The 25,798-nt window shown below is 67.6% G+C and carries 26 protein-coding genes; 21 read left to right on the plus strand and 5 right to left on the minus strand.

Going from position 1 to position 25,798, the window contains the following annotated elements:
- Positions 1 to 364 precede the first annotated feature (364 nt).
- On the minus strand, positions 365 to 2,026 hold the full coding sequence (gene pgm / locus ACFTR6_RS09095) for a phosphoglucomutase (alpha-D-glucose-1,6-bisphosphate-dependent) (RefSeq protein WP_076803613.1): 1,662 nt from the start codon (positions 2,024 to 2,026) through the stop codon (positions 365 to 367).
- Between the two features lie 531 nt (positions 2,027 to 2,557).
- Between pgm and ACFTR6_RS09100 the strand changes: the two genes are divergently transcribed.
- On the plus strand, positions 2,558 to 3,325 hold the full coding sequence (locus ACFTR6_RS09100; protein WP_377957673.1) for an NERD domain-containing protein: 768 nt from the start codon (positions 2,558 to 2,560) through the stop codon (positions 3,323 to 3,325).
- 79 nt (positions 3,326 to 3,404) lie between these two features.
- Complete coding sequence (locus ACFTR6_RS09105; RefSeq protein ID WP_076799198.1) at positions 3,405 to 3,875, plus strand: DUF4190 domain-containing protein; 471 nt, start codon at positions 3,405 to 3,407, stop codon at positions 3,873 to 3,875.
- Between the two features lie 16 nt (positions 3,876 to 3,891).
- On the opposite strand, the gene ACFTR6_RS09110 is transcribed toward ACFTR6_RS09105, so the two are convergent.
- Entirely contained in the window at positions 3,892 to 5,322 is a 1,431-nt protein-coding gene (locus ACFTR6_RS09110; protein ID WP_377957813.1) for an amidase, read from the minus strand.
- Between the two features lie 168 nt (positions 5,323 to 5,490).
- Between ACFTR6_RS09110 and ACFTR6_RS09115 the strand changes: the two genes are divergently transcribed.
- From ACFTR6_RS09115 to ACFTR6_RS09125, 3 genes are all read left to right on the plus strand, one after another.
- Positions 5,491 to 5,817: a rhodanese-like domain-containing protein gene (locus tag ACFTR6_RS09115; RefSeq protein WP_076799197.1), complete on the plus strand. Its 327-nt coding sequence runs from the start codon at positions 5,491 to 5,493 to the stop codon at positions 5,815 to 5,817.
- A 100-nt stretch (positions 5,818 to 5,917) separates the two neighbouring features.
- Positions 5,918 to 6,898 (plus strand): prephenate dehydratase, encoded by a 981-nt coding sequence (pheA, locus tag ACFTR6_RS09120; protein ID WP_377957674.1) that lies wholly within the window; start codon positions 5,918 to 5,920, stop codon positions 6,896 to 6,898.
- Between the two features lie 92 nt (positions 6,899 to 6,990).
- Complete coding sequence (locus tag ACFTR6_RS09125) at positions 6,991 to 7,206, plus strand: hypothetical protein (protein ID WP_076799195.1); 216 nt, start codon at positions 6,991 to 6,993, stop codon at positions 7,204 to 7,206.
- Here ACFTR6_RS09125 and ACFTR6_RS09130 read toward each other — a convergent pair.
- The gene (locus ACFTR6_RS09130) at positions 7,203 to 8,267 is read right to left on the minus strand and encodes a diacylglycerol kinase family protein (protein ID WP_087872785.1); all 1,065 of its coding nucleotides are present in this window, start codon (positions 8,265 to 8,267) and stop codon (positions 7,203 to 7,205) included. The two genes, ACFTR6_RS09125 and ACFTR6_RS09130, sit on opposite strands and share 4 nt — an antisense overlap.
- Before the next feature lie 55 nt (positions 8,268 to 8,322).
- Here ACFTR6_RS09130 and serS point away from each other — a divergent pair, with 55 nt between their 5' ends.
- Both serS and ACFTR6_RS09140 read left to right on the plus strand, forming a co-directional pair.
- Positions 8,323 to 9,603, plus strand: coding sequence for a serine--tRNA ligase (gene serS / locus ACFTR6_RS09135; protein WP_377957675.1), 1,281 nt, complete (start codon positions 8,323 to 8,325; stop codon positions 9,601 to 9,603).
- A 125-nt stretch (positions 9,604 to 9,728) separates the two neighbouring features.
- On the plus strand, positions 9,729 to 10,574 hold the full coding sequence (locus tag ACFTR6_RS09140) for an HAD family hydrolase (RefSeq protein ID WP_377957676.1): 846 nt from the start codon (positions 9,729 to 9,731) through the stop codon (positions 10,572 to 10,574).
- A gap of 43 nt (positions 10,575 to 10,617) precedes the next feature.
- Here ACFTR6_RS09140 and ACFTR6_RS09145 read toward each other — a convergent pair whose 3' ends face one another.
- Both ACFTR6_RS09145 and ACFTR6_RS09150 read right to left on the minus strand, forming a co-directional pair.
- Positions 10,618 to 11,217, minus strand: a complete 600-nt coding sequence (locus ACFTR6_RS09145) for a hypothetical protein (RefSeq protein WP_377957677.1) — start codon at positions 11,215 to 11,217, stop codon at positions 10,618 to 10,620.
- Positions 11,218 to 11,368: 151 nt separating this feature from the next.
- Positions 11,369 to 11,857: an inorganic diphosphatase gene (locus tag ACFTR6_RS09150; RefSeq protein ID WP_076799190.1), complete on the minus strand. Its 489-nt coding sequence runs from the start codon at positions 11,855 to 11,857 to the stop codon at positions 11,369 to 11,371.
- Positions 11,858 to 12,010: 153 nt separating this feature from the next.
- Between ACFTR6_RS09150 and dacB the strand changes: the two genes are divergently transcribed.
- From dacB to ACFTR6_RS09220, 14 genes are all read left to right on the plus strand, one after another.
- The gene (gene dacB, locus ACFTR6_RS09155; RefSeq protein WP_377957678.1) at positions 12,011 to 13,573 is read left to right on the plus strand and encodes a D-alanyl-D-alanine carboxypeptidase/D-alanyl-D-alanine-endopeptidase; all 1,563 of its coding nucleotides are present in this window, start codon (positions 12,011 to 12,013) and stop codon (positions 13,571 to 13,573) included.
- A 57-nt stretch (positions 13,574 to 13,630) separates the two neighbouring features.
- Positions 13,631 to 14,749: a zinc-dependent metalloprotease gene (locus ACFTR6_RS09160; protein WP_076799188.1), complete on the plus strand. Its 1,119-nt coding sequence runs from the start codon at positions 13,631 to 13,633 to the stop codon at positions 14,747 to 14,749.
- A gap of 114 nt (positions 14,750 to 14,863) precedes the next feature.
- Positions 14,864 to 15,913, plus strand: coding sequence for a tRNA lysidine(34) synthetase TilS (gene tilS, locus ACFTR6_RS09165; protein ID WP_377957815.1), 1,050 nt, complete (start codon positions 14,864 to 14,866; stop codon positions 15,911 to 15,913).
- Between the two features lie 29 nt (positions 15,914 to 15,942).
- A complete protein-coding gene (hpt, locus tag ACFTR6_RS09170; protein ID WP_076799187.1) occupies positions 15,943 to 16,494 on the plus strand; it encodes a hypoxanthine phosphoribosyltransferase in 552 nt (183 codons plus the stop codon).
- Between the two features lie 267 nt (positions 16,495 to 16,761).
- Positions 16,762 to 18,828: an ATP-dependent zinc metalloprotease FtsH gene (ftsH, locus tag ACFTR6_RS09175; RefSeq protein WP_076799186.1), complete on the plus strand. Its 2,067-nt coding sequence runs from the start codon at positions 16,762 to 16,764 to the stop codon at positions 18,826 to 18,828.
- Positions 18,829 to 18,838: 10 nt separating this feature from the next.
- Complete coding sequence (gene folE, locus ACFTR6_RS09180) at positions 18,839 to 19,477, plus strand: GTP cyclohydrolase I FolE (RefSeq protein ID WP_076799185.1); 639 nt, start codon at positions 18,839 to 18,841, stop codon at positions 19,475 to 19,477.
- Positions 19,478 to 19,487: 10 nt separating this feature from the next.
- The gene (gene folP, locus ACFTR6_RS09185; RefSeq protein WP_377957680.1) at positions 19,488 to 20,408 is read left to right on the plus strand and encodes a dihydropteroate synthase; all 921 of its coding nucleotides are present in this window, start codon (positions 19,488 to 19,490) and stop codon (positions 20,406 to 20,408) included.
- A 25-nt stretch (positions 20,409 to 20,433) separates the two neighbouring features.
- On the plus strand, positions 20,434 to 20,793 hold the full coding sequence (folB, locus tag ACFTR6_RS09190; RefSeq protein WP_377957681.1) for a dihydroneopterin aldolase: 360 nt from the start codon (positions 20,434 to 20,436) through the stop codon (positions 20,791 to 20,793).
- Positions 20,790 to 21,389 (plus strand): 2-amino-4-hydroxy-6-hydroxymethyldihydropteridine diphosphokinase, encoded by a 600-nt coding sequence (gene folK / locus ACFTR6_RS09195; RefSeq protein WP_377957682.1) that lies wholly within the window; start codon positions 20,790 to 20,792, stop codon positions 21,387 to 21,389. Before folB ends, folK begins: the two co-directional genes overlap by 4 nt.
- Positions 21,386 to 21,913, plus strand: a complete 528-nt coding sequence (locus ACFTR6_RS09200; RefSeq protein WP_076799181.1) for a DUF3180 domain-containing protein — start codon at positions 21,386 to 21,388, stop codon at positions 21,911 to 21,913. Before folK ends, ACFTR6_RS09200 begins: the two co-directional genes overlap by 4 nt.
- Entirely contained in the window at positions 21,894 to 22,406 is a 513-nt protein-coding gene (locus ACFTR6_RS09205) for a PH domain-containing protein (protein WP_076799180.1), read from the plus strand. Before ACFTR6_RS09200 ends, ACFTR6_RS09205 begins: the two co-directional genes overlap by 20 nt.
- A complete protein-coding gene (locus ACFTR6_RS09210; protein ID WP_377957683.1) occupies positions 22,403 to 23,926 on the plus strand; it encodes a PH domain-containing protein in 1,524 nt (507 codons plus the stop codon). The genes ACFTR6_RS09205 and ACFTR6_RS09210 overlap by 4 nt, the downstream gene beginning before the upstream one ends.
- The gene (locus ACFTR6_RS09215; protein WP_377957685.1) at positions 23,919 to 24,833 is read left to right on the plus strand and encodes a Rossmann-like and DUF2520 domain-containing protein; all 915 of its coding nucleotides are present in this window, start codon (positions 23,919 to 23,921) and stop codon (positions 24,831 to 24,833) included. The genes ACFTR6_RS09210 and ACFTR6_RS09215 overlap by 8 nt, the downstream gene beginning before the upstream one ends.
- Before the next feature lie 31 nt (positions 24,834 to 24,864).
- On the plus strand, positions 24,865 to 25,794 hold the full coding sequence (locus ACFTR6_RS09220; protein WP_087872798.1) for a pantoate--beta-alanine ligase: 930 nt from the start codon (positions 24,865 to 24,867) through the stop codon (positions 25,792 to 25,794).
- The last annotated feature ends 4 nt before the right edge of the window (positions 25,795 to 25,798 follow it).

Consider the following 25,798-nt stretch of genomic DNA (forward strand, 5'->3'; position numbering starts at 1 on the left):
CCGCTCCGACCACCCGCACATGCCTGAGAAGCCGGGCAAAGCGCTCACGCACCCGCCCAACCCCTCAAAAAGCCCCTAGTTCAGCAGTCTCCTAGTTTCCCCGGCCTGGATACCCGGCCCGGACACGGAATGCCTCCGGCAATATGGGGGACATTCCGGAGGCATTCTGGACAGTATTTCTGCAGTTCAGAACTGCAAGGCATGCATCCGGGCCACTTCCAATGTTAGTCCTGTTTGGACCTGTTGCGCCGGTCCATATTCCGCAAGATGTGCACGAAGTACGCGCCTGGACAGCAGATGAAGAAAGCGCCGGATGGCTGATGCCATCCGGCGCTTTCCGGTTGCTGGCGGGTTCCCTGACGGCTTAGGAAATGACCCCGTCCACCAGGGCCTTGGCTTCGGCCTGGACCTGCTTGAGGTGGTCGGCGCCCTTGAAGGACTCCGCGTAGATCTTGTAGACATCCTCGGTGCCGGAGGGGCGGGCCGCGAACCACGCGTTCTCGGTGACCACCTTCAGGCCACCGATGGAGGCGCCGTTGCCGGGTGCCTTGGTTAGCTTGGCCGTGATCGTCTCGCCGGCCAGCTCAGTGGCGGTGACGTCCTCCGGGGACAGCTTGCCGAGGGCGGCCTTCTGGTCCCGGGTGGCGGCGGCGTCAATGCGTGCGTAAACCGGAGCGCCGAACTGGTCGGTCAGGCCCTTGTAGAGCTGCGACGGCGACTTGCCGGTGACGGCCGTGATCTCGGAGGCCAGCAGAGCCAGCAGGATGCCGTCCTTGTCCGTGGTCCAGACGCTGCCGTCCCGCTTGTTGAACGAGGCACCGGCCGATTCCTCGCCGCCGAACGCGCCTTCGCCGGAGAGCAGGCCCGGGACGAACCACTTGAAGCCCACGGGCACCTCCACGAGCTTGCGGCCCAGGCCGTCCGCCACGCGGTCGATGATCGAGGAGGACACGAGGGTCTTGCCCACGACGGAGTTCGGGTTCCAGCCGCTGCGGTTGCGGTACAGGTAGTCGATGGCCACCGCGAGGTAGTGGTTGGGATTCATGAGACCGCCATCGGGTGTGACGATGCCGTGCCGGTCGGCGTCCGCATCGTTACCGGTGGCGACGTCGAAGGGAGTGGACCCGTCCGCACCAACAGCCATCCTGTTAATCAGCGAGGCCATGGCCGACGGGGAGGAGCAGTCCATCCGGATCTTCTCGTCCCAGTCCAGCGTCATGAAGGCCCACTGCGGGTCCACGGTGGGGTTGACCACTGTGAGGTTGAGCTGGTGGCGTTCGCCGATCTCGCCCCAGTAGTCCACGGACGCACCGCCCATGGGGTCGGCTCCGATCCGGACCCCGGCATCGCGGATGGCGTCGAGGTTCAGGACGGAGGGCAGGTCGTCCACATAGCTGCTCAGGAAATCGAACTTTCCGGTGGTTTCGGCCTCAAGCGCCTGGGCCAGCGGAATCCGCTTCACGCCGCGGAGGCCGTTCTCCAGCAGTTCGTTGGCGCGGTTGGCGATCCAGCCCGTCGCGTCGGTGTCGGCCGGTCCGCCATGCGGAGGGTTGTACTTGAAACCGCCGTCGGCTGGCGGGTTGTGGCTCGGAGTAACAACGATGCCGTCAGCCTGCGGGGCGCCGGACGGGGCGTTGCGGTTGTAGGTGAGGATGGCGTGGCTCAGTGCCGGGGTGGGGGTGTAGCCGTGCCGCGCGTCGATGAGGACGTTCACGCCATTGGCGGCCAGCACCTCAAGGGCCGAGTTCTGGGCCGGTTCGCTGAGGCCGTGGGTGTCCTTGGCCAGGAACAGCGGGCCGGTGATGCCCTGTCCTGCACGGTATTCCACGATCGCCTGCGTGATCGCCAGGATGTGCCCCTCATTGAAGGACGCCTTCAGGCTTGATCCGCGGTGCCCGGAGGTTCCGAACGCCACGCGCTGCCCGGGATCCCCCAGGTCAGGCTTGACGTCGTAGTACGCGTCGAGCAGTGCGGTCAGGTCGACAAGGTCTTGGGGTTGGGCAACTGTGCCCGCTCGGCTAGCCATGGCACCAGCATGCCAGACGTCGGCGAAGGGCAACATTAAGTGTCCGGAATCCGGCCCCTGTGACGCAGAATGTCACCGATTTTTGCGGACTACTTGCATTTATCCGGAACAAAAAACTGAGTAGTGCCGGAAAAGTACTTATATACCCGCCCCTGAGGCGGCTGTTACGTTCAAACGGCAGGAACGCCAGCCACCCGGTGGCGGGAAATTCGGCCCCTTTGGACCGGTAAATTTGTCCGGTCTTTCAGGGCGGGACGTTTACGCCCGGATGATTTGGCGCCGGCTGATTTTGGCTTGGGTGAATTGGCCCGGTCATTTGTTGGACGAGAGCAAGTGTTATACGAGCAAGCAAGGCAGAGGTGAACAATGGGGGCTGGAGATGCAGCATTCGAACGGACGAGGCTCGCCTCCGAACGGATCGCGCGGCTGAAGCGCGACCTCGGCTCTATTGAATCAGGTGTCCATGGCGGTGGCTGCCCCGGCGGCGCAGACCCGATTGGAACCGGCCCTGTTCATGCTGGCCCTGTTCACATGGAGCAGGTGAACCACCTCGTGGCCGAACGGCTTGCCCGGTTGGGCGCCTACGGCTGGTTCCTCCTGCATGATGTCCACTGGCCGGGCCGCCCGCTCGCCCGGCTGGAACATGTCCTGGTGGGCCCCGGCGGGGTAGTGGTGGTCAACGCCAAAAACTGGTCCGGCCGCGTGGACGTCGTGGATGGCGCGCTGCGGCAGAACGGTCATGACCGGTTCCCGGCGGTGGAGGCGGCGCTGGCGCAGGCGGCCGCGGTTGCCGCGGTCCTGCCGGCACAGCGGCGGAGGCTGGTCCGGTCACTGATCTGCCTGACTGCCCAGCCGGAACTGCAGGGCACCACCGGTTCAGGCATCGAGGTGCGGGGGATCGACTGCGTCACTGCGGCCGTGACCGACCTGCCCGACGTGCTTGATGCGCCGTCGGTCTTGAAGCTCTACGCCCAGCTCGGGCAACTTCTTACCCGTCCGCAGGTACCGGACACGGGCCTGGCCCGGAATCCCGGCTTGCGCGGCGCCGCGGGCGGAAATGGCGGCGGAGCGGGCACAGCGCGCCTGGGCGCAGCCGGCCCCACAGGCCACCCCGGTACTGATGGCCGCCTCCGGCGCCCGGCCAAGAGACGTCCCGTTCCACCGGACTACCTGTACGGCCAGGACCGCCGTCCGGGCACGGTAACGCACGTGGTGGGGAGGTCACTCGTCGCCGGGCTCGTTTCTGCGGCATTGCTGGCGCCGCCCCTGTGGCTGTTGTGGGAGCTGCTCCCCAAGTGAGCAGGAGCCCCCAAATGAGGAGGAGCATTGTCCGGTGGCGGCGGTAAGGTTCTGTTGAGGACCACATGAGGGGATTTCCATGACCGAGCAGCGCCCCGGATCCGGTGACGAGCCGGCGCCGGACACCCGCCAGAAACCGCCGTACAACACCCAGGGCCCGGACATGCCGGCCCCGCCACTGTACAACCCTGCGCAGCAGGCCAGTCCCTATGGCCAGCAGTACGGCTACCAGTACGGCCAGCAATACGGCCAGCAGTATTCCAGCCCCTACGGCCAGCCGTCCTATTACGGAGCTACACCCCAGCCCAAGGGCCTGAGCATCGCCAGCCTGTGCTGCGGCATCGCCGTGTACCTGGGCTTCGGGGTCCTCGTCCTGCCGCAGCTGGCCGCCGTGATCCTGGGGCACCTGGCGCTGCGGCGCGAACCGTCTGGCCGTGGCTTCGCCATCGCCGGCCTGGTGATGGGGTATATCGGACTGGCCCTGACCGTTCTCGCGATCGTGGGGCTCACCATCCTGGCGAGTGTCGCCAGCACGTCCAGCACGGTCTGACTGGCTGCACCCCCGACTAAAACCCCAGCTGGGCCGCCACCTGCAGAAGCAGCGACTCGGAACCGGGCCGGCCAATCAGCTGGATGCCCATCGGCAGCCCTGTTCCCGGTCTGCCCCCGGTCCAGTGCACGGGAATGCTGACCGCCGGCAGGCCGCATACGTTGACCATCGATGACCACGGTGCGAATTCGCACTGCCTGCGGTAGTCGCCGTCGGCATCGCCTGCCCATTCCGACGCCGGCCACCGGCCGTCCCCATGGCCCGACCCCGTAAACCAGCCCACCGGGCGCGGCGTCTGGGCCAGGGCCGGCGTCAGGATCAGGTCCCAGGCTGAATACTGCGCCAGCGTGTCACGTTCGAACTGCCGCAGGAATGCGAGGCATTCGTTGAGTTTCGCGGCGCTGCGCTGTTGTGCCCGCCGCCGGAAGGTGCGTGTCAGCGGCGTCAGCAGGGCTTCCCGGTGCGGTGCGATCCGGGCCGCTCCCACTCCTGCCGTCCAGGCGGTGGTGAACGCGTCGGGGTAACGGTTGTCGTACCGGATCCCGGCCTCCACCACATCGTGCCCCGCACTCGTGAGCAGCCGGATGCCGGTGTCCAGCGCCTCCAGTGCCTCGGGATCGGGGGTGAACGGGAAGATTCCAGCCCAAGGGCTGTCCAGGCTGACGCCGATTCGCAGCGGGGAAGGCGCCCGGTCGACGGTGGCCAGGTAGCCCACGCCGTCCGGATTTCCCGTGCCGTTGGGCGCCAGGAAGTCCAGCAGCAGAGCGGCGTCGGCCGCGGAGCGCGCCAGCGGTCCGGCCACCACCAGGCCGGCGGGATCCCCGCTGCTCTCACCCGCCGGGACTATTCCCCTGCCGGGCTTCAGTCCCAGCAGGCCGCATGCCGCCGCCGGAATCCGGATCGACCCGCCGCCGTCGGTCCCGGGTGCGAACGGCACCAGACCTGCAGCGACGGCAGCGGCGCTGCCGCCGGACGAACCGCCGGAGCTCCTGCTCAGGGCGTGCGGATTGCGCGACGGCGGTGCAATGCGGTTTTCGCTGTACGCCGTCAGCCCGAATTCGGGAACCTGCGTTTTGCCGAGGGAGATGGCCCCCGCGTTCCGGAGAGCCGCAGCGAGGGCGCCATCAGTTGGCGCTGGACGCCGTTCCAGCGCTGCGCTGCCGTGCGTGGTGACCACGCCGGCAACATCGGTGAGGTCCTTGAAGACGACGGGCATCCCGTGCAGCGGCGGCAGGGGCCGGCCGCGGTGAGGCCGTGCGAACAGGGCATCGGCCGCCGCTGCCTCGGCCATGGCCCGCGGCCCGGTAACGGTGATGAAGGCGCCCAGCCTCGGGTTTGATTCCTCGATCCGCGCCAGGAAATGGGCCGTGACCTCACGGGCGGAGAGTTCTCCGGAACGCAGCGCTGCCTGCAGCTGGACGGCCGGCAGGCGGTGGATGTCAGCCAGGCTCGGTGGGGCGGACACTGTGCTCCTTTGCTGTGCTCCATTTCGAGCGGTTCGCGGGCTTCGGACCAGCGTAACCTGTGCCGGCCGGAGGGTGCGGGGCGCTGCGCTGGCGATACGCTGGAGTTGAGAGCTTGAGACCAGAGAGCTTGCAGCAAGGAGAGGACTCCCATGAGCGACTTCGACACCGTCACCGTGAAGGACGTCCCCGCGGACGCCACCATCCTGGACGTACGGGAGGACTACGAATGGGCGGCGGGCCACGCCGAGGGCGCCGTGCACATCCCGCTGGACCAGTTGCCGGGACGCCTGGACGACCTCGACCCGGACGAGGACCTGTATGTCATCTGCCGGACCGGCGGCCGCTCCTTCCGTGCGGCGCAGTGGCTGGTGGGCCAGGGCTATTCGGCAGTGAACGTGGCCGGCGGCATGGACCAGTGGCTGGAATCCGGCAAGCCGCTGGTATCCGACAACGGCCTCAAACCCGTAGTTCTCTGAGCCGCCCCGTTCGTTAGACCGCCCCTTTCATTAGGCAGCTCCGCCTCTTTCAGGCCGCCCGGCTCCCTGAGCCCGCACTCCGTACCCGTAAGGAATATCCATGCCCGCCGCCCGCCGCACCTACACCTTCCTCGGCCCCGAGGGCACCTTCACGGAGGCGGCGCTGATGCAGGTGCCGGATGCGGCGGAAGCCGTGCGCATCCCGTCCTCCAACGTCAACGCGGCGCTGGACAGGGTCCGGGACGGGTCGGTGGACGCTGCCATGGTGCCCATTGAGAATTCCGTGGAAGGCGGCGTAACGGCGACCCTGGACGCCATCGCCACCGGACAGGAACTGCGGATCATCCGCGAGGCCCTGGTGCCCATCAGCTTCGTGCTGGTGGCGCGGCCGGGCGTTGAGCTGTCCGGGATCCGCCGGATCTCCACCCACGGGCATGCCTGGGCGCAGTGCCGCCTGTGGGTGGATGCTCATATTCCCGGAGCAGAATACATTCCCGGATCCTCGACGGCTGCCGCCGCGATGGGCCTGCTGGAGGATGACGCCCACTACGACGCCGCCATCTGCGCGCCGATAGTCGCCGTCGAGCAGCCCGGACTCCACGTGCTGGCCGAGAACATCGGCGACAATCCCGGCGCCGTGACCCGTTTCATCCTGGTCAGCCGCCCGGGAGCCCTGCCTGCCCGAACCGGCGCCGACAAGACAACCGTGGTGGTGCCGCTGCCCGAGGACCGGCCGGGCGCCCTAATGGAAATCCTGGACCAGTTCGCCACGCGCGGCGTCAACCTGAGCCGCATCGAATCCCGGCCCACAGGGCAGTACCTGGGGCACTACTTCTTCAGCATCGATGCAGACGGCCATGTGGGCGATGCGCGGGTCGCCGACGCCCTCGCCGGCCTGCACCGCATCAGCCCGGCCACTCGCTTCCTGGGGTCCTACGGCCGTGCAGATTCGCAGGCTCCCGTGGTGCCGGCCCACACGTCCGATGAGGCATTCCAGGCAGCGCATGCATGGGTCGACGGGATACTCGCCGGAGAATCTGTGGACTCGGGAACCCCGATCCAAGCTTCGCCGTCAGCGTAGATAAATGCCCCTCGGGGCACTTCCCTGCCCCTGTTGCGGTGCGTATGCTTGCCTGATCAACAAAGGGATGGCCCCAACGAAAGGAGCGGGTCATGTCGGACAAAAACAGCAATGACGGTCAGGGAATGATCGTCAATCCCAAGCCAACAGCGGAGAACCAGGACTGGGACGGGGACGAGGCCGACCGCGCTGACCGCCTGCGCTTCGAAGAGGAACAGGCCATGATCCGCGAACAGTCCGAAGCCCGGGCAGCCGCCAAAGCCGCAGCCGAGTCAGCCAAACACGCCGGCTCCGCGAAGACAGCCTAGGCCCGCGCAGTTTCCTCCCTGACCCGGACCAGCAGCGATCTGGGCTCCACCTGCACCGTCACCTTTGTGGCGTCCCCCGACGTGTCGCCGTCGAGTTGCGTCGGCATGGGTTCGGGGCACTTGATGACCACCTTGCCCGAGCGGTACACGCTCATGACGGGAAGGTGCCGCTTGTGCTTGAAGACGATTTTGGCGTACATCGCCAGCCAGCCAACGGCGCTGCGGGGGCTCATGACCACCACGTCCAGCATCCCGTCGTCGATCATGGCCTGCGGGATGAAGTCGATGCCGCCCGGAACCAGGCCGCAGTTGGCAAACAGGACACTGCGGATCTTCCTGGACTGGTCCGGCTGGTCATCAAGGGAGATGGCGACTTTTTTCCTGCGCCCGGGAAGGTGGCGGACTCCCGCCTCCGTGTAGGCGAGCCAGCCGACGGCGCGCTTGAGGTCGTCGTTCGTGTCACCCACCACCTCGGCGTCCATGCCGATGCCTGCGATGACCAGGAACGAGTGGCTTGAGGAATGGCCGGTCAGCGAGTTCTCGATCTCCATCCGGGCTGTATCGATGAACCGCTGGCGGCCAAAGAGCGCGGTCTGGATGTTGCCGTACAGATCGTAGACGTCCAGGTCCACGTTGCGGGCCAGCAGGTTGCCGGTGCCCAGGGGGATCAGTCCCATCGCCACCCCGCTGTGCGCCAGAGCCTCGGCCGCCACGCGCACTGTGCCGTCGCCGCCGCCCACCAGAACGACGTCGGCCCCATACTCCAGCGCCGCCCGGACCTGCGAATGGCCCGGATCCTCCGGCGTCGTTTCGAAGAACCGGGGCTCCTCCCAGCCGGCGGCCAGGCAGGCACGCTGGATGGTGGCGCGCGCTTCATCGGCCTTGGCTTTGATGGGGTTGAGGATGACCGCGACGCGCTGCTTTTCCAGCCCGTGTTCGTGGGCCTCTTCCCGCACTGCGCTGCGGATGTGCAGGGCCTTCAGCTTGCGCACGCCCCACCAGCTGGAGACGGCGAAAGCCAGTGCTACAGCGATCAGGACGTAAAGAAGCAGGTCGCTCATGGTGCTCCAACACTATCCCGCCCGGAGTGGCCCGCAGATTAGATACCCTTGTCTGGTGATCGACGTAAAAGACCTCAGCGAAAACCCGGACAAGTTCCGCGCCAGCCAGCGCGCCCGCGGTGTGGATGAAACCCTGGTGGACGCGATCATCGACGCCGACGCCGCGCGCCGCACGGCACTGATCAGCTTCGAAAACCTCCGCGCCGAACAGAACGCGTTCGGCAAGAAGGTGGCGCAGGCCAAGGGTGAGGAAAAGCAGGCGCTGCTCGCGGAGGTCCGCGAACTGGCGGGTGCGGTGAAGGCTGCCTCGGCTGAGGCCGATGCCGCCCAGGCCAAGCAGGAAGAACTGCTGCGCACCATTCCCAACCTCATTGAAGAGGGCGTCCCGGCAGGCGGCGAGGATGACTACGTCGTGCTCAAGACGGTGGGCACGCCGCGCGAATTCCCGGACTTCGAGCCCCGGGACCACCTCGAGATCGGCGAGCTGATCGGCGCAATTGACATGGAGCGCGGCGCCAAGGTCTCCGGTGCGCGCTTCTACTTCCTCCGCGGCGTGGGTGCCCGGCTGGAAATGGCCCTGCTCCAGATGGCCATGGACCAGGCCATCGAGGCTGGCTTCATCCCCATGATCACCCCCACGCTGGTCCGGCCCGAGACCATGCAGGGCACAGGCTTCGATGTAAAGCACGACGCCGAGATCTACCGTCTCGCCGAAGACGACCTTTACCTTGTGGGCACCTCGGAGGTGCCGCTGGCCGGGTACCACGCCGATGAGATCATGGACCTTTCCGCCGGCCCCATCCGCTACGCCGGCCAGAGCTCCTGCTACCGCCGCGAGGCCGGTTCGCACGGCAAGGACACCCGCGGGATCATCCGGGTCCACCAGTTCAACAAGGTGGAGATGTTTATCTACACCACGGTGGAAGAGGCCGCAGCCGAACATGAGCGCCTGCTGGCCTGGGAAGAGCAGATGCTGGCCAAGTGCGAGCTCCCGTACCGCGTGATCGACACCGCCGCGGGTGACCTCGGCATGTCCGCCGCCCGCAAGTTCGACTGCGAAGCCTGGGTTCCCACGCAGGGTGCATACCGCGAGCTGACCTCCACGTCCAACTGCACCACCTTCCAGGCGCGCCGGCTCAACATCCGTGAGCGGGTGTTTACCGAGGACGGCAGCCCTAAGGGCACCCGCACCGTGGCCACCCTCAATGGCACGCTGGCAACCACGCGCTGGATCGTGGCCCTCCTGGAGCACCACCAGAACGCCGACGGCTCGGTCAACGTGCCCGCAGCCCTGCAGAAATACCTCGGCGGGCTCCAGGTCCTCCCGGTTCTCTAAACCCCATTCCGCATGGCCGGTAAATACCCACACCGGGGACAACCTGTGGGTATTTACCGGCTGTTCATGCGCTGCTGTGCTCTGCGTCCTAGCTGGTGTCAGGGTCATCTGCTCTACTAGGAAGCATGACTACACTGACTGAATCATCAGCCGCTGGCATCGAAGACCAGCGAGAAGCACAACAGAAACTTATGATCGCCCTGGACGTGGACGGCACGCTCGTGGACCACGACGGCCACATGTCCGCCGCCGTCCGTGAAGCCGCGCAGGCCGTGGTCGCGGCCGGGCACGAGGTGATGATCGCCACCGGGCGTTCCCTCAACGCCATGCTTCCCATCATTGAACAAATCGGCCTGGACCGTGGCTACGCCGTCTGCTGCAACGGCGGTGTGACACTGCGGCTGGATCCCCAGCTGCCTGAGGGCTACGACATCATCCACAAGGCCACCTTCGATCCCGGCCCGGCGCTCCGTGCCCTCCGCAAGCGCCTGCCGGCAGCGAAGTATGCGCTGGAGGACGAGGATGGCAACTTCCTCTCCACCGAGCGTTTCCAGGATGCAAGCTTCGGTGTCGAGGCCATCGGCGTGGACTTCCAGACCATGCTCGAGGCCACTGCCGTCCGCGTCGTGGTCTTCAGCGCGGAGAACACGCCCGAGGAGTTCAACGAAGCCATCGAGCACATCGGCCTTGCCGGTGTGACTTACTCAGTGGGCTGGACTGCGTGGCTGGACATCGCTGCTGCCGGCGTCACCAAGGCCAGCGCTCTCGAGACGCTTCGCAGCCGCCTCGGCATTGATCCTGCCGCTACGGTTGCCATCGGCGACGGCCGCAACGACATCGAAATGCTCGCCTGGGCGGGCCGCGGGGTGGCCATGGGACAGGCGCCGGAGGAAGTGGTGGCCGTCGCGGACGAGGTCACCAAGTCGGTTTACGACGACGGCGCCGCCCACGTGCTGCGCGGACTCCTGTAAGGCGCGGCGCTACCGCACCCCTGGAATCAAAGGACGTCGGGAATCACCGCACGTCGAGGATCAGCGAGAGGAGCCTGGCCGCCGCCGGCCGGGCTGCGTGCTCCTCGTTCCACTGCGACCTCGCCACAGCTTTGCTGACAGCCTGGGAGGTAATGCCGAGCTCGGCCGCCACGGTCTTCTGCTGGCCGCGCACCCCCGGGGTCATCAGGTCAAGCACGCGCCACTCGGCCTCGCTCCTGTCCCGGACAATGTGGCCCAGCAGGCGGAGCACGGATTCGGACTCGGCCGCCACCTCCGCCAGGGGACCCTCGACGGCCACAGGGATGCGTTCTTTGCTGTTGCGGAGGCGGTCCACGGCGCGGCGGGCGTAGACCAGGCCGTGCCCGCTGGCGTCCTTGATCTGGTTCGGCAGTGGCTCATTCACCGGGCCCACACCGATCCCCACGTACCAGCTTCCGCAGCGGAGCGCGATCAGGGCGGCATCCACCGCCTGGTGCGGGCAATCCACGATGCCCTGCACCTCGTCCTCGACGGAACGGTCAAAGTCCAGCCGCGCCGGGATATGCCTCAGGTCCCTGAGGAGCTCCGGGACCCGGTCGCCGTCGCGCCGGCTGTCTGTTTGATTGATAGTCAGCGTGAACATTGGTCATCAGACTACCCGGTGGTAGCAGCGAGGCAAGCTGGCAGACGACGGCACGTTACGGATCTCACGCTAAAGAACGACGGCGGCAGGTAGGGTTCGCAAGGAACCGCACCTGCCGCCGTCGTTAGGGCGTGGGCCCCTTGCTTACGGGTTAGTGCGCTGCGGGCACGTAACGCTTGATGGAAGCCTCAAGCTCGGCTTCGGCGGCGGCGCGGTCGGCCCAGCCTTCGGCCTTGACCCACTTGCCGGGCTCCAGATCCTTGTAGCGGGTGAAGAAGTGCTCGATCTCCTTGATCAGGAACTCGTTGACGTCGCTGACTTCCTGGATGTGGTCGAACCGCGGGTCGGCCGGAACGCAGAGGACCTTGGCGTCTCCGCCGCCGTCGTCGGTCATGTTGAAGACGCCGATCGGGCGGGCTTCGACGATGACGCCCGGCAGGAGGTCGAAGTCCTGCAGGAGCACCAGTGCGTCCAGCGGGTCGCCGTCTTCGCCGAGGGTGTTCTCGAAGAAGCCGTAGTGGGTGGGGTACTGCATGGAGGTGAAGAGGACACGGTCCAGGCGGACGCGGCCGGTCTCGTGGTCGACTTCGTACTTGACGCGAGATCCCTTGGGAATCTCGATGGTCACGTCATGCTTCATGGAATGCTCCTCGACGATTGCTTGGTGTTCGCGGCACCCGCGATGATCAGCCAAAAATGGAGTGTCGGTGCCGCCGACTACTATTGAGGATATAGCGAGAGGCCCAGGTTTCAGGAACTAATGGGGTAATTTCAGGACTTGAGGACCAGCAGTATGAGCGGCACCAGGGGCACGGCGAGGGGCCGCGGCAGGCTTTCCAAAGGCACGCTTTCCAAAGGCAGGATCTCCACGGGCAGTCTTTCTGCAATCATCCGGAGCTGGCCCACCCTCCTGCTCACGGTCCTCCTCCTGGCGCTGGCCCTTCCCGCCGGGATGCTCATTGCGCCGGCGCTCACCGGGCCGGCCCAGTCCGCGGCCCAGCCGGCCCAGACCCCCGCCTGGCAGCTTGTCCCGGACCGCCTGTCCGTCCCGCAGGGCATCGATCCGCTCAGCACCGCCGCGCCTGTACCGGTTCCCGCCGAGGTGGCGGCCCGGCTGGACCCCGTCCTCAAGACCGACGGCGGCGGGACCTTCACTGCCGTGGTCCAGGACGCCGCCACCGGAAAGGTCCTGTATGACAGGAACGGCACCGCCAACAGGATCCCGGCCTCCAACATGAAACTCCTCACCGCGGTGGCTGCGCTGCGGGGGATCGGCCCCGAGGAACGGTTCGGCACCAGGGCTGTTGCCGGGCCGGCTGCTGCGGCGACGCCTGGCGCTGCAACGCCTCGGGGGACTGCACCCAGGTCGGTCGTGCTGGTCGGCGGCGGCGACGTCCTCCTCGGCGCGGGCGAATCCGCCGAGGCCAAGGTCCTGGGCCACGCCGGGCTCGCCACGCTGGCCAAACAGACCGTGGATTCACTGCGGAAGGACGGCTTCAAGGGCCAGGTCCAGGTGCTGGTGGATGATTCCCTTTTCACCGGCCCCGCACTCAACCCGGCTTGGAGCCCGGACGATGTTGCGGCCGGAGAGATGGCACCGCTGTTTCCGCTGGCCCTGAACTCGGCCCGGTTCAATCCGGCAGACACCGCGGCGCCCCGGCCCCAGGACTCTGCGATGGCCGCGGGCGAGGCGTTCGCTGCCGGCCTCAAAGCGGCCGGTGCCGCCGCAGGCGTCACGGTGGCACCCGCCGTCGTACGCCTTGACGGAAAGGCGACGGCGGATGCCAAAGTCCTGGCCGAGGTGCAGTCCGCGACGGTGAGCCAGCAGGTGGACCTCATGCTCCAGACGTCGGACAACTACCTCGCCGAAACCCTGGGCCGCATGACCGCCGTGGCGGCCGGCCAGCCGGCAACCAACGACTCCGCGATGGCCGCCGTTCTCAACGAGCTCGCGGGCCTGGGCATCCCCACCGAAGGTATGGTCGCGGCGGACGTTTCGGGCCTGGCGCTGGGAAACCAGGTGTCCGCCCGGCAGTTCGCGGAGGTGGTGCGCGCCATCACCAACGGCACGGACACGCGGCTCAGGGCCGCGCTGGCCGGGTTCCCGGTGGCCGGGCTGACGGGTACGCTCGGGGACAGGTACATCGACGAATCCACGGCCGAGGGCGCAGGACTGGTGCGGGCCAAAACGGGAACCCTGAACACCGTCATCGCCCTCAGCGGTTATGTGGTGGACGCCGACGGCAGGCTCCTGGTGTTCTCCTTCATCGGCAACGGCCTGACGCCGGGAGCCGCGGGCAACAAACGCGCGCTCGACACGGCGGCCACGGCGCTGGCCGGCTGCGGCTGCAGTTAGTTCGCCGGTCAGCGAACTTAAGGCGCACTGCAGGGCGCATATGTTCTGATGGACCGTATGGAGTCCACTGCAAGCCAGTCATCCGCCCCTGCCCAGGCCCTCATCAACTGGGACCTTGCCGCGTCCGCTGCTGCACGGCTGGCTCCGCCGGGTCCGTCGCTGACAGCAGCCGAGATCGGGGACGCCGTCTCCCAACTGCGCGAGCTGGCAGATGCCTCCGTTCCGCACGTCCACCAGATCACCGGGCTGGAAGCCGCACGCGATCTGCGTGACTCGTCCGTCCTCGTCGTGGACCGCGCCTCCTGGGCGAAGGCCAACACGCAGAGCTTCGCGGTGATGCTGAAGCCCGCCATCGAAAAAATGCTGGAGAACCGCCGCGGAACCGTCAGCCCCGGAGCCGCCGCTGTGAGCGGCGCTGTCACCGGCAGCCAGCTCGGCGCCGTGCTGGCTTTCCTCTCCAGCAAGGTCCTGGGCCAGTACGATCCGTTCGCCGCCCTGGCCGAAGGTTCCCAGGCGCCGTCGGGCGGCCGCCTGCTGCTCGTCGCGCCCAACATCATCTCCGTCGAGCGAGAGCTCAATGTGACCCCCACGGATTTCCGGCTCTGGGTGTGCCTGCACGAGCAGACGCACCGGGTGCAGTTCGCCGCTGCACCCTGGCTCCGGCACCACATGCTGAACGAAATCGACAACCTCAGCGGGCACCTGCTGGGCAACGTCGACTCCCTGATGGAACGCGCCTCGGCAGCCGCGCGCTCGCTGAAGGACCGGGCCGTCTCCGGTTCGACTCCGGGCCGCGGCGCCATCCTGGACCTCCTGCAGGACCCCGAGGAAAAGGCGTCCCTGTCACACCTCACCGCTGTCATGAGCCTGCTCGAAGGCCACGCCAACGTGGTGATGGATGCCGTGGACGCCAGCATCGTCCCCTCCGTGAAGACCATCCGGCAGCGCTTCAACGCCCGCGGCAAGGACCGGGGCGTCATCGAGAAATTCATCCGCAGCCTGCTGGGCCTCGACGCCAAGATGAAGCAGTACAGCGACGGCGCCAAGTTCGTCCGCGCAGTGGTGGACGTCGCCGGCATGGAAGGCTTCAACCGCGTTTGGGAAGCCCCGGCGAACCTGCCCACGGAAGAGGAAATCCACAACGCCAGGATCTGGCTCGACAGGATGGGCTTCTAGGTTTCCGTGCAGCACCACCACAACACTGCAGGCGGGCCTGTGCCCGGCGGCCCTGTCCGCAGCGGACGGCGACGGCCGGGCCGGCTGGCGCCGGTGCTCGGCACCGCGCGGAAAATGCTGCAGGAGGCCCTTGCTGATGCGGGCTACCCCCCACGGGTCCTGGTGGCCTGCAGCGGCGGTGCGGATTCGCTCGCCCTGGCAGCTGTTGCCGCGTATTTTGCCCGGCGCGGCCACGTGGACGGCCGTCCGGTGGCCGTCGGCGCCGTCGTGGTGGACCACCAGCTGCAGGCCGGTTCGGCCGATGTGGCGGCCAGGACAGCGGGGACGCTTCGGGAACTGGGCCTGGATCCGGTGCAGATCCGCACGGTGGAGGTTGCCTCCACCGGTTTCGGGCCGGAGGCTGCAGCCCGCGACGCCCGCCACACCGCACTCGAGGCGGCGGCGCGGGAGTGGGGCGCCGGCGCCATCCTCCTCGGGCACACACTCGATGACCAGGCGGAGCAGGTGATGCTGGGCCTGGCCCGCGGCTCGGGCACGCGATCCCTCGCCGGCATGCGGCCGGCACGGGGGCTGCTGCTCCGGCCCTTCCTCGGCCTTCGCAGGGCGGAAACCCTGGAGATTTGCCGGGCTGAAGAACTTGTTCCCTGGCATGACCCCACCAACGCCGACCCTGCCTTCGCCCGTTCGCGGACCAGGGTGGAGGTCATGCCGGTGCTGGAGGAGAAACTCGGCCCGGGCGTGGCAGAATCCCTTGCACGCACGGCCGCCATCCTGCAGCTGGACGCCGACTACCTGGAGGACGTGGCCAGCAGCACCTACGAGTCGCTCGTTGAGCACGACGGACCGGACACCAGCCTCCCGGAGGCGGCCCTGACGGACCTGGACCCGGCCATCAGGTTCCGGGTGATCGCGAAGGCAGCTGCCGGCGTCGGCGGCCAACAGCCCAGCTACCAGCGCCTGTTGGCGGCGGAAGCACTGCTGCGGCGGAAGGGCTCGGCCGGTCCGGTGGAACTGCCCGGCGGGGTCAGCGTCTACCGCCTCTCGCTCGCTGAGCTGCAGGAACAGGAACGCGCCCAGGGGCAGGACGGGGCGGCAGGCGTTCCCCGCGATGCCGCCCGCTGTGGGAAGCTTGTATTCCGGCTTAACAAACCGTCCCGCAAATAGTCGCACCCGCATCTACACAGGAGCAATTGGTGGATTCATCCGACGTCCAGGCAGACCTCAAGCACGTTCTCTACACCAAGGAACAGATCCAGCAGCGCATCACCGAGCTCGCGGCCCAGATCGACAAGGACTACGAAGGGCGCGACCTGCTCATCGTCGGTGTGCTGAAGGGCGCCGTCATGGTCATGGCCGACCTCGCGCGGGCACTGCACAGCCACGTCTCCATGGACTGGATGGCTGTGTCCTCCTACGGCTCCGGCACGCAGTCCTCCGGCGTGGTCCGCATCCTCAAGGACCTCGACACGGACCTGATGGGCAAGGACGTGCTCATCGTCGAGGACATCATCGACTCCGGCCTCACCCTCTCCTGGCTGAAGACCAACCTGGAATCCCGCGGCACGGCTTCGGTGGAGGTCTGCACCGCTTTCCGCAAGCCGACGGCGGCCAAGGTGGAGATCGACGTCAAGTACGTCGGCTTCGACATCCCCAACGAGTTCGTGGTGGGCTACGGCCTGGACTACGCCGAAAAGTACCGCAACCTGGACTTCGTGGGCACCCTGGCCCCGCACGTCTACGAGTAAACGCCTGCGGATTTAGACACCGCCGGGCACTTTTGCTCCACTTTCGCTGACCGCGCCGCCGTCGGGCCCTGATAATCAGGGTTCGACGGCGGCGCGCGCTGCTTCGAACCCGGCCCCACCAGCCACTACGCCCTGAGGGAACTTTTGTATTACACCGTGCGTGAATTACTCCGGACGGTGTATAGCTAGAAGCGACGCAGCACCACACGCGCGCAGTCCTCGCGCCGTGCAGCACTACCAGGAGGGACGGGGCCAGCCCCCGAACAGATGAAAGCTAAGAGTTTCTTCAAGGGCCCGGGCATTTGGATCATTGTTGTGGTCGGCATGCTCCTGCTGGCCTTTGCAACGTTGGCTCCGGGCGGCTCGACGCGCATCGACACGCAGCCGGGCCTCGAGCTCCTCGCCCAGTCAGGCAAGGTGGAACAGGCCAAGATCTTCGACGGCGAAAACCGCGTCGACCTGGTACTCAAGGACAACCTCGTCATCGACGGCCAGGACAAGGGCAAGAACGTCCAGTTCTTCTTCGTCAATGACCGCGGCCCTGACGTCGTTAAAGCAGTGACGGCTGCCAACCCCTCCAAGGGCTACACGGACCAGCCGGTGGAGAGCAACTGGCTCTCGGGGCTCTTCTCGCTGCTGGTGCCTGTGCTGCTGCTCGGCGTCCTGTTCTGGTTCCTGCTCTCCCGCATGCAGGGCGGCGGCTCCAAGGTCATGCAGTTCGGCAAGTCCAAGGCCAAGATGGTCAGCAAGGACATGCCGCAGGTGACGTTCGCGGACGTGGCCGGCGCGGACGAAGCCGTCGAGGAACTGCAGGAAATCAAGGAGTTCCTGCAGGAGCCCGCCAAGTTCCAGGCCGTGGGCGCCAAGATCCCCAAGGGCGTGCTGCTCTACGGCCCTCCGGGCACCGGCAAGACCCTCCTGGCCCGCGCCGTCGCAGGCGAGGCCGGCGTGCCGTTCTTCTCCATCTCCGGCTCGGACTTCGTTGAGATGTTCGTCGGTGTGGGTGCTTCCCGCGTCCGTGATCTCTTCGAGCAGGCCAAGTCCAACTCGCCCGCCATCATCTTCGTCGACGAGATCGACGCCGTCGGCCGCCACCGCGGCGCCGGCGTGGGCGGCGGCAACGACGAACGCGAGCAGACCCTCAACCAGCTCCTGGTTGAAATGGACGGCTTCGACGTCAAGACCAACGTCATCCTGATCGCGGCCACCAACCGGCCCGACGTGCTGGACCCGGCACTGCTGCGTCCCGGCCGCTTCGACCGCCAGGTCTCCGTGGAGGCCCCGGACCTGATCGGGCGTGACCAGATCCTCCAGGTCCACGCGAAGGGCAAGCCGATGGCATCGAACGTGGACCTCAAGGCCGTGGCCAAGAAGACCCCCGGCTACACCGGCGCCGACCTGGCCAACGTCCTCAACGAGGCCGCACTGCTCACCGCCCGCTCCAACGCCAACCTGATCGACGACCGCGCACTGGACGAGGCCATCGACCGCGTCATGGCGGGCCCGCAGAAGCGCAGCCGCGTCATGAAGGAGCACGAGCGCAAGATCACCGCGTACCACGAAGGCGGCCACGCCCTGGTTGCCGCGGCGCTGCGGAACTCCGCGCCGGTCACCAAGATCACCATCCTGCCCCGTGGGCGCGCCCTGGGCTACACCATGGTGGTCCCGGAGAACGACAAGTACTCCGTCACCCGCAACGAGCTGCTCGACCAGATGGCCTACGCCATGGGCGGCCGCGTGGCCGAGGAAATCGTCTTCCACGATCCGTCCACCGGCGCCTCGAACGACATCGAAAAGGCCACGTCCACGGCCCGGCAGATGGTCACCCAGTACGGCATGAGCGAGCGCGTCGGCGCTGTGCGCCTCGGCCAGGGCGGCGGCGAGCCGTTCCTGGGCCGCGACGCCAGCCACGAACGGAACTACTCCGACCAGATCGCCTACATCGTTGATGAGGAGGTCCGCCGCCTGATCGACCAGGCCCATGACGAGGCCTACGCCATCCTCACGGAAAACCGGGACGTCCTGGACCGGCTCGCCCTGGAACTGCTGGAGCGCGAAACCCTGAACCAGGCTGAAATCGCCGACGTCTTCCGTGACATCCGCAAGCGCGACTTCCGCGAAGTCTGGCTGTCCAAGGAGACCCGCCCGGTGTCCATGGCCGGTCCGGTGGAAACCCCGCAGGAGCGCGCCGAACGCGAGGCCCAGGAAGAAGCCAAGGAAGCCCGCCTCGAGGAACCGCTGGATGCGATCCCGCCGCACCCGCAGGGTGTTCCGGAGGATGCCACCTTCCAGGGCGGAGTAACGGAATCCGGCCCAGACGGCCACCACGGCTAAGCTCATTGGTGTGACTCACTTCGACGACGACGACTTCACCGCCACCGCCGGCCATTCGGCGGTGGGCGGATCAGACCGCCACCACAAGGTGGACAAGCCCCGGATTGAAGCGGCCGTGCGGGAAATCCTGCTGGCCATCGGGGAAGATCCGGACCGCGGCGGACTGCAGGACACGCCCAAGCGCGTGGCCAAGGCTTATGCCGAGGTTTTCGCGGGCCTGCACCAGGATCCGGGCAGCGTGCTCGGCACCACCTTCGACCTCGACCACGAGGAACTCGTGCTGGTGAAGGACATCCCGTTCTACTCCACCTGCGAGCACCACCTGGTGCCGTTCCACGGCGTCGCGCATGTGGGATACATCCCCTCGCACGACGGCAGGGTGACGGGGCTGAGCAAGCTGGCACGCCTGGTGGACATCTACGCACGCCGCCCGCAGGTGCAGGAGCGGCTCACCACGCAGATCGTCGAAGCGCTGGTCACACACCTCAAGCCGCGCGGAGCCATTGCGGTGGTGGAATGCGAACACATGTGCATGTCCATGCGCGGCATCCGCAAGCCCGGAGCCAAGACCGTCACAAGCGCGGTCCGCGGGCAACTTCATGACCCGGCCACCCGTGCCGAAGCCATGAGCCTCATACTCGGAAGGTAAAAAACAGACTATGGATTCCCTAGCTGCAGCACCTGGAACCGGCCCCGCAACCTCACCGCTGCCCATCCTGCGCAAGCCGCGGCCGGCAGCCAAGTTCGAAGACCTGCCCACGGACCGCACGCTTGTCATGGGCATCCTCAACGTCACCCCGGATTCGTTCAGCGACGGCGGCAAGCATGAGACGGCGGACACCGCCATTGCCGCCGGGCTCCGCATGTTCTACGCGGGCGCTGACGTCATCGACGTCGGCGGCGAATCCACCCGCCCCGGCGCCGAGGAAGTCAGCCCCGAGGAAGAGCAGCGGCGGGTGGTGCCTGTCGTCGAAGCCCTCGTGAAGGCCGGCGCGCTGGTCAGCATCGACACCACCCACGTCTCCACCGCCGAGGCCGCGCTGAACGCCGGCGCGGCAATCATCAACGACATCTCCGGCCTCAGCATCGAACCCGGCATGGCCGAGCTCGTGGCGAAGGCGAAGGTGCCGTATGTCCTGACCCACCGCCGCGGCGACGCCAAGACCATGACCTCCCTGACGGAGTACGACGACGTCGCGGACGACGTCGTCTCCGAACTGAACGGCGTGCGCGACAAGCTGTATGCGGCCGGGGTCCTGCCGGAGCAGATCATCGTTGATCCGGGCATCGGGTTCTCGAAGACGGACGTGCAGAACTGGGAACTGCTGCGGAACCTGGACCGGCTCGAAGCCATGGGCCACAGGGTGCTCGTGGGCGCGTCCCGCAAGCGCTTCCTGGGGACCCTCCTGACCGTCGCCGGCAAGGCGGCGCTCCCGGAGGAGCGCGACGCCGCCACCGCCGCCATCACCGCCATCAGCGCCGCCCGCGGCGCCTGGGCCGTGCGGGTGCACGACGTCGGACCCAGCCTTGACGCCGTCAAGGTGGCCGCCCGCATGGCCGCCCCGGACCCCGGCCGCTGACCAGGAAAGGCCAAACAGAACAGCCATGGACAGGATCTCGCTGACCGGTGTCACCGCCACCGGCTACCACGGGGTGTTCGATTTCGAGCGCCGCGAGGGCCAGCCGTTTGTGGTGGACGCCGTGCTGCATCTGGATTTCAGCCAGGCCGCAGAATCGGACGACGTCCGCGACACCGCGCATTACGGTGAGGTGGCCGGACGGATCACCGACTGGATCAGCGGCGAGCCGCTGAACCTGATCGAGGCACTGGCGGTGCGGATGGCCGACGGCCTGCTCAAGGAATTCAGGATCCAGGCCGTGGAGATCACCGTGCACAAGCCGAAAGCGCCCATCGAGGTCCCCTTCGGCGACGTCGCCGTCACCGTTTACCGGGAGCGGACATGAGTCCGGCACCCGCACTGCATGAAAAGCCGGTGCAGGGTAAGCCGGCGCCGGCCCAGACCGGCTACACGCGGGCCGTACTGGCGCTGGGCAGCAACCTGGGTGCCCGTAACGAGACATTGTCCGAGGCCGTTGCGGACCTTGTCGACCGCCCGGAGGTGCGGCTCCTGGCCGTCTCACCGATATTCCAGACCAAGGCCGTCGGCGGACCCGCCGGGCAGCCGGACTTCCTCAACATGGTGATTTCGGTCGAAACATCCCTGGCTCCGCTGGACCTTCTCAGGCACTGCCAGTCAGTGGAAAACAAGCACCACCGCGTGCGTGAGGTCCACTGGGGGCCGCGCACGCTCGACGTCGACGTCGTCGTTTACGGCGACCTCACGAGCGATGATCCGGTGCTGACCCTGCCCCACCCGTTCGCCGCGCAGCGCGCGTTCGTGCTCTACCCCTGGGCCCAGATGGACCCGTCGGCCACGCTGAACGGGCAGCCCGTGGGGGAACTGGCCGCCAGGGCCGCCGATTATCCGGACCTGAAGCCGTTCGACGGCTTCGGCGACTTCGACGGCGTGCCGGACGGCGGGGCGGTGGAGCAGCCGTGAAGCCCGTGAGCCCGCTGCTGCTTGCAGTCGTGGGCCTTGCCCTGGCTGTCGCAGGCTGGTCCGCTGCCGTACTGACGGTCCGGTACGGCATGGCCACACCGGTCCTGCCGGCGACTGCGCTGGTGACCATGGGCGTGATCGTGGCCCTGACCCTGGTCCTGGGCATTCGCGTGCTCCGCTGGCGGAACGGCAAGAAGAAGAAAATGCTGAACCCCATCCTGGCGGCGTGGACGCTGGTCCTCGCCCAGGCCTGTGCCTACACCGGCGCGATGCTGCTGGGCTGGCACGCGGGGATCTTCCTGGACCAGCTGCGGTTCTGGAGCATCCGCAGCGGGCTCGATGTCACTTGGCTCGCCCTCGGAATGGCGGGCGGCGGCCTGGTCATGATCGTGGTGGGGCTCGTCGTCGAGCGTTTCTGCAAGATCCCGCCGGAGGACGGCGAGACGGACGCCAGCGAAGGCCTGCCCGGCCACGGCCGGGGCAAGGCCAAAGGGGAAGGCGAGTATGCCTACCGCGGCGATTGATCCCCCCGGGATTACCTGGCTGCGTGTGTCCCCGAAGTACGTCACTGTCCGGCTTGTGGAGTGGGCCCTGGGCAACCTGGTCATGGTGGCCGTGCTGAGCCTGCCGCTGGTGTTTGTCCGGCTCGGCTGGTGGCGGTGGCCGCCGCTGTGGCTGGCCATCGGCGTGCCGGCCTTCATGCTGCTGCTCGCGCTGTGGCGCCTGATTCTCATTCCCCGCCAGGTGCGCGCCATCGGGTACGCCGAGCGCGACGACGACCTGCTGATCCGCGGCGGCATCTTTTTCCAGCGCGTCATGGTGGTGCCTTACGGCCGCATGCAGTACGTGGACATCAGCGCCGGCCCGGTGGAACGCGGGCTGGGGCTGTGCACCCTGAAGCTGTACACAGCCTCCGCCGGCACCAACGCCGAAATCCCCGGCCTTCCCGCGGAGGAAGGCGCCCGGCTCAGGGAACAGCTCTCGGCGCGCGGCGAAGCCAGGCTGGCCGGGCTGTGAGCGCCGGCGGCCTCGCTTCCGGAAAGTCCGACGGCGAGTGGCTGCGTGTGCACCCGGCCACACCGTTCGTGCGGGGCTGGGTCGCGCTGGCAGCCATCGCCTACTTCTTCGGGCGTGACAGCTTTGAACGGATGCTCCAGGGCCAGCCGCTGATCGATGACCGCATCGCCGGACGCGCCCCGCTGCTCCTGGGCGGCGGCGCCTTGATGCTGGTGCTGGCGGTAGTGAGTTTCATCCTCTCCTGGTACTACACCCGGTACCAGGTGGCCGGAGGCTACGTCCGCGTCAACACCGGCTTCCTGTTCAAGCAGCAGCGGCAGGCACGGCTGGACCGGGTCCAGGCCATCGACATCGTCCAGCCGCTGCTGGCCCGGATCTTCGGCCTCGCCGAACTCAAGTTCGAAGTTGCCGACGCCGGTGAATCGGCCGTCCGCCTGGCCTACCTCCGCATCGATGATGCCCGGCAGCTGCGCGCCACCATCCTCGCCCGGGCCTCGGGCGTCCGGCTCGATCCCGCCCAGCCGGAAGCAGCCGCCCCCGAGGCGCCCGAGCAGCAGGTCCTGCAGGTCCCGCCGCCGCGCCTGATCGGCTCGCTCCTGCTCAGCGAGCAGAGTGTCTTCGTGGTCCTGGGCGCCGCGGCATCGGTGCTGCTGTCCGCACTCACCGAGAACCGGGCCTTCTTCCTGTACCTGATTCCGGCTGTACTAGGCCTCGTCGCGGCGTATTGGAGTTCGTTCAACAAGGGCTACAACTTCACCGCGGCCATCTCCCCGGACGGCATCCGGCTCCGGTACGGGCTGCTCGATACCCAGGCCCAGACCCTGCCGCCCGGCCGGATCCAGGCGCTGAAGGTGGCGCAGCCGCCCCTCTGGCGCCTCTTCGGCTGGTACCGGATGCAGGTCAACGCCGCAGGCTACGGAGCCGGGGCCAACAACGGCGAAGCCGGTGCCCGCACCACGCTGCTTCCGGTGGGCACATGGGATGACGTCCTGAACATGCTGGCCCTCGTGCTGCCGGACCCGGGCACCGCCGATCCGCTGCGGGTTTTCCGGCAGGGCGTGAACGGCCTGGATTCCGACGCCGGGTTCGTCACCACGCCGCGCCGGGCGCGGCTGCTCGCGCCGCTGGGCTGGCGGCGGAACGCCTTCACCGCCACGGACACCGCGCTGCTCATGAGGTCGGGCCGCTGGTGGCGTCAGCTTGTGGTGGTGCCGCACCAGCGGACGCAGTCGATCGCGCTCCAGCAGGGACCCCTCGCCCGCAGGTTCGGGGTGGCAGACCTCGTCCTGCACACCACCGCGGGGCCGGTGGCACCACGCGTGATCCAGGCCGACGTCCGGGAGGCGCAGGCGCTCTTCGACGCGCAGGCGGCCCGGGCCAGGGCGGCCCGCCGGCGGCAGACCAGCGAGCAGTGGCTGGCGCAGGTGGCTCCGGGGCTGGGGGAACCTCCCCGCCAGCCCACCGAAACCCAGGAACAGCCTGCTCAAGCACCCCAACAGGAAGGCCAGCAACGTGGCTAAGCCAGGACGCCTCGGCGTCGGAATCATCGGCGCCGGCAAGGTGGGCGCCGTCCTCGGTGCGGCGCTCCGCGCGGCCGAGCACGCCGTCATCGGGGTTTCCGCCGTCTCCGACGCGAGCCGTGAACGGGCCGAAACCCTGCTCCCCGGCGTTCCCGTCCTGGAAATCCAGGACATCGTGGAACGCTCGGAACTGGTCCTCCTGGCCGTCCCTGATGATGCCCTCGCCGGACTCGTGGAGGGGCTCGCCAAGCTTGGCGCCTGGCAGCCCGGCCAGCTCGTGGCGCACACATCGGGCCGGTTCGGCGTCGGTGTGCTGCACCCGGTCCGGGCGGCCGGTGCCGTGCCGCTCGCGCTGCACCCGGCCATGACCTTCACCGGCATGAGCCTGGACCTGACCCGGCTGCTGGACTGCACGTTCGGCGTCACCGCAGACGCCGCCATGCTTCCCATCGCCCAGGCGCTCGTCGTCGAGATGGGGGCCGAGCCGGTGGTGATCGCCGAGGGCGACCGCACCATCTACCACGCCGCCCTGGCGCACGGTTCGAACCACCTGGTCACACTCGTGGCGCAGGCGTCGCAGCTGCTGGCCGAGGTGGGCGTGGAGGCCCCGGAGCGTATGCTCGGCCCGCTGCTGCGGGCAACCCTGGAGAACGCGCTTGCCTCCGGCGAGTCGGCCCTGACCGGCCCGGTGGCCCGCGGGGATGCCGGTACGGTGGAAGCGCACGCCAGCGCGCTGCGGGAACACGACGGCGGAACCGGCGGCGACGTCCTCGCGGCGTACCTCGCCATGGCCAGGGCGACCGCAACACGCGCCGGGAAGCGCGGCTTGCTGAAACCGGACCAGGCGGAGAATATTCGTATCGCGCTTGATGGCCCGGACGGCGGCCTGGACAACGGCCGCGCATGAAACGGCCCCAGGGCCAAGGGAGGACACTGACATGGCAATCCGACTCGTAACCACTGCGGATTCCCTTCGGGCGCAAAGCCGGCTGCTGCTGACGCAGAAGAACGGCTCCTCGCTGGGCCTTGTGCCCACCATGGGCGCACTGCACGCGGGCCACGGGCGGCTGGCGCGGGCCGCCGTCGAACAGAATGACGTTGTGGTGGCCTCCATCTTTGTGAACCCGCTGCAGTTCGGTGAGGCACAGGACCTGGACCGGTATCCGCGGACCCTCGAGGCGGACACGGCGCTGCTCGAGGAGCAGGGTGTGGACCTGGTCTTTGCGCCGTCGGTCGAGGAGATGTACCCGGACGGGCAGCCGCTGGTCAGGATCACCTCCGGTCCGCTGGGGGAGAAATGGGAGGGTGCATCCCGTCCCGGGCACTTCGACGGTGCGCTCACCGTGGTGGCCAAGCTGCTGCACCTGGGCATCCCCGGCACCGGCCTTCCCGGCGGCAGCGCGTTCATTCCCGGCTCCGGCGGCGGGCTGCCGGCGTACCGTGCCTATTTTGGGCAGAAGGACGCCCAGCAGCTGGCCCTGGTGCGCCGGATGGTGGCGGACCTGAACTTCCCGGTAGAAATCGTGGCCGTGCCAACCGCCCGGGACGCCGACGGGCTGGCACTGTCCAGCCGCAACCGCTTCCTCTCGGACGAGGAGCGGGAGGCCGCGCTTGTCCTGTCCCGCGCCCTGCGCCTCATCGAGGAGCGGGCCAACGCCAACGAACCTCTCGACGTCGGCTCGGCGAGGGCACTGATCGAGTCCCAGCCCCTGGTCCGGCTGGACTATCTCGACGTCGTGGATCCGGTCACGCTGGAACCGCTCGCCGAGAACTGCCACGAGACACCCTTCCGCGGTGAAGGGCTGGCGCTGGTCGCGGCGAAGGTGGGCTCCGTGCGGCTGATCGACAACGTGCCGCTCAATTCCTAGGGGC

Source organism: Arthrobacter sp. NPDC057009 (assembly GCF_042673905.1).
GTDB lineage: Bacteria > Actinomycetota > Actinomycetes > Actinomycetales > Micrococcaceae > Arthrobacter.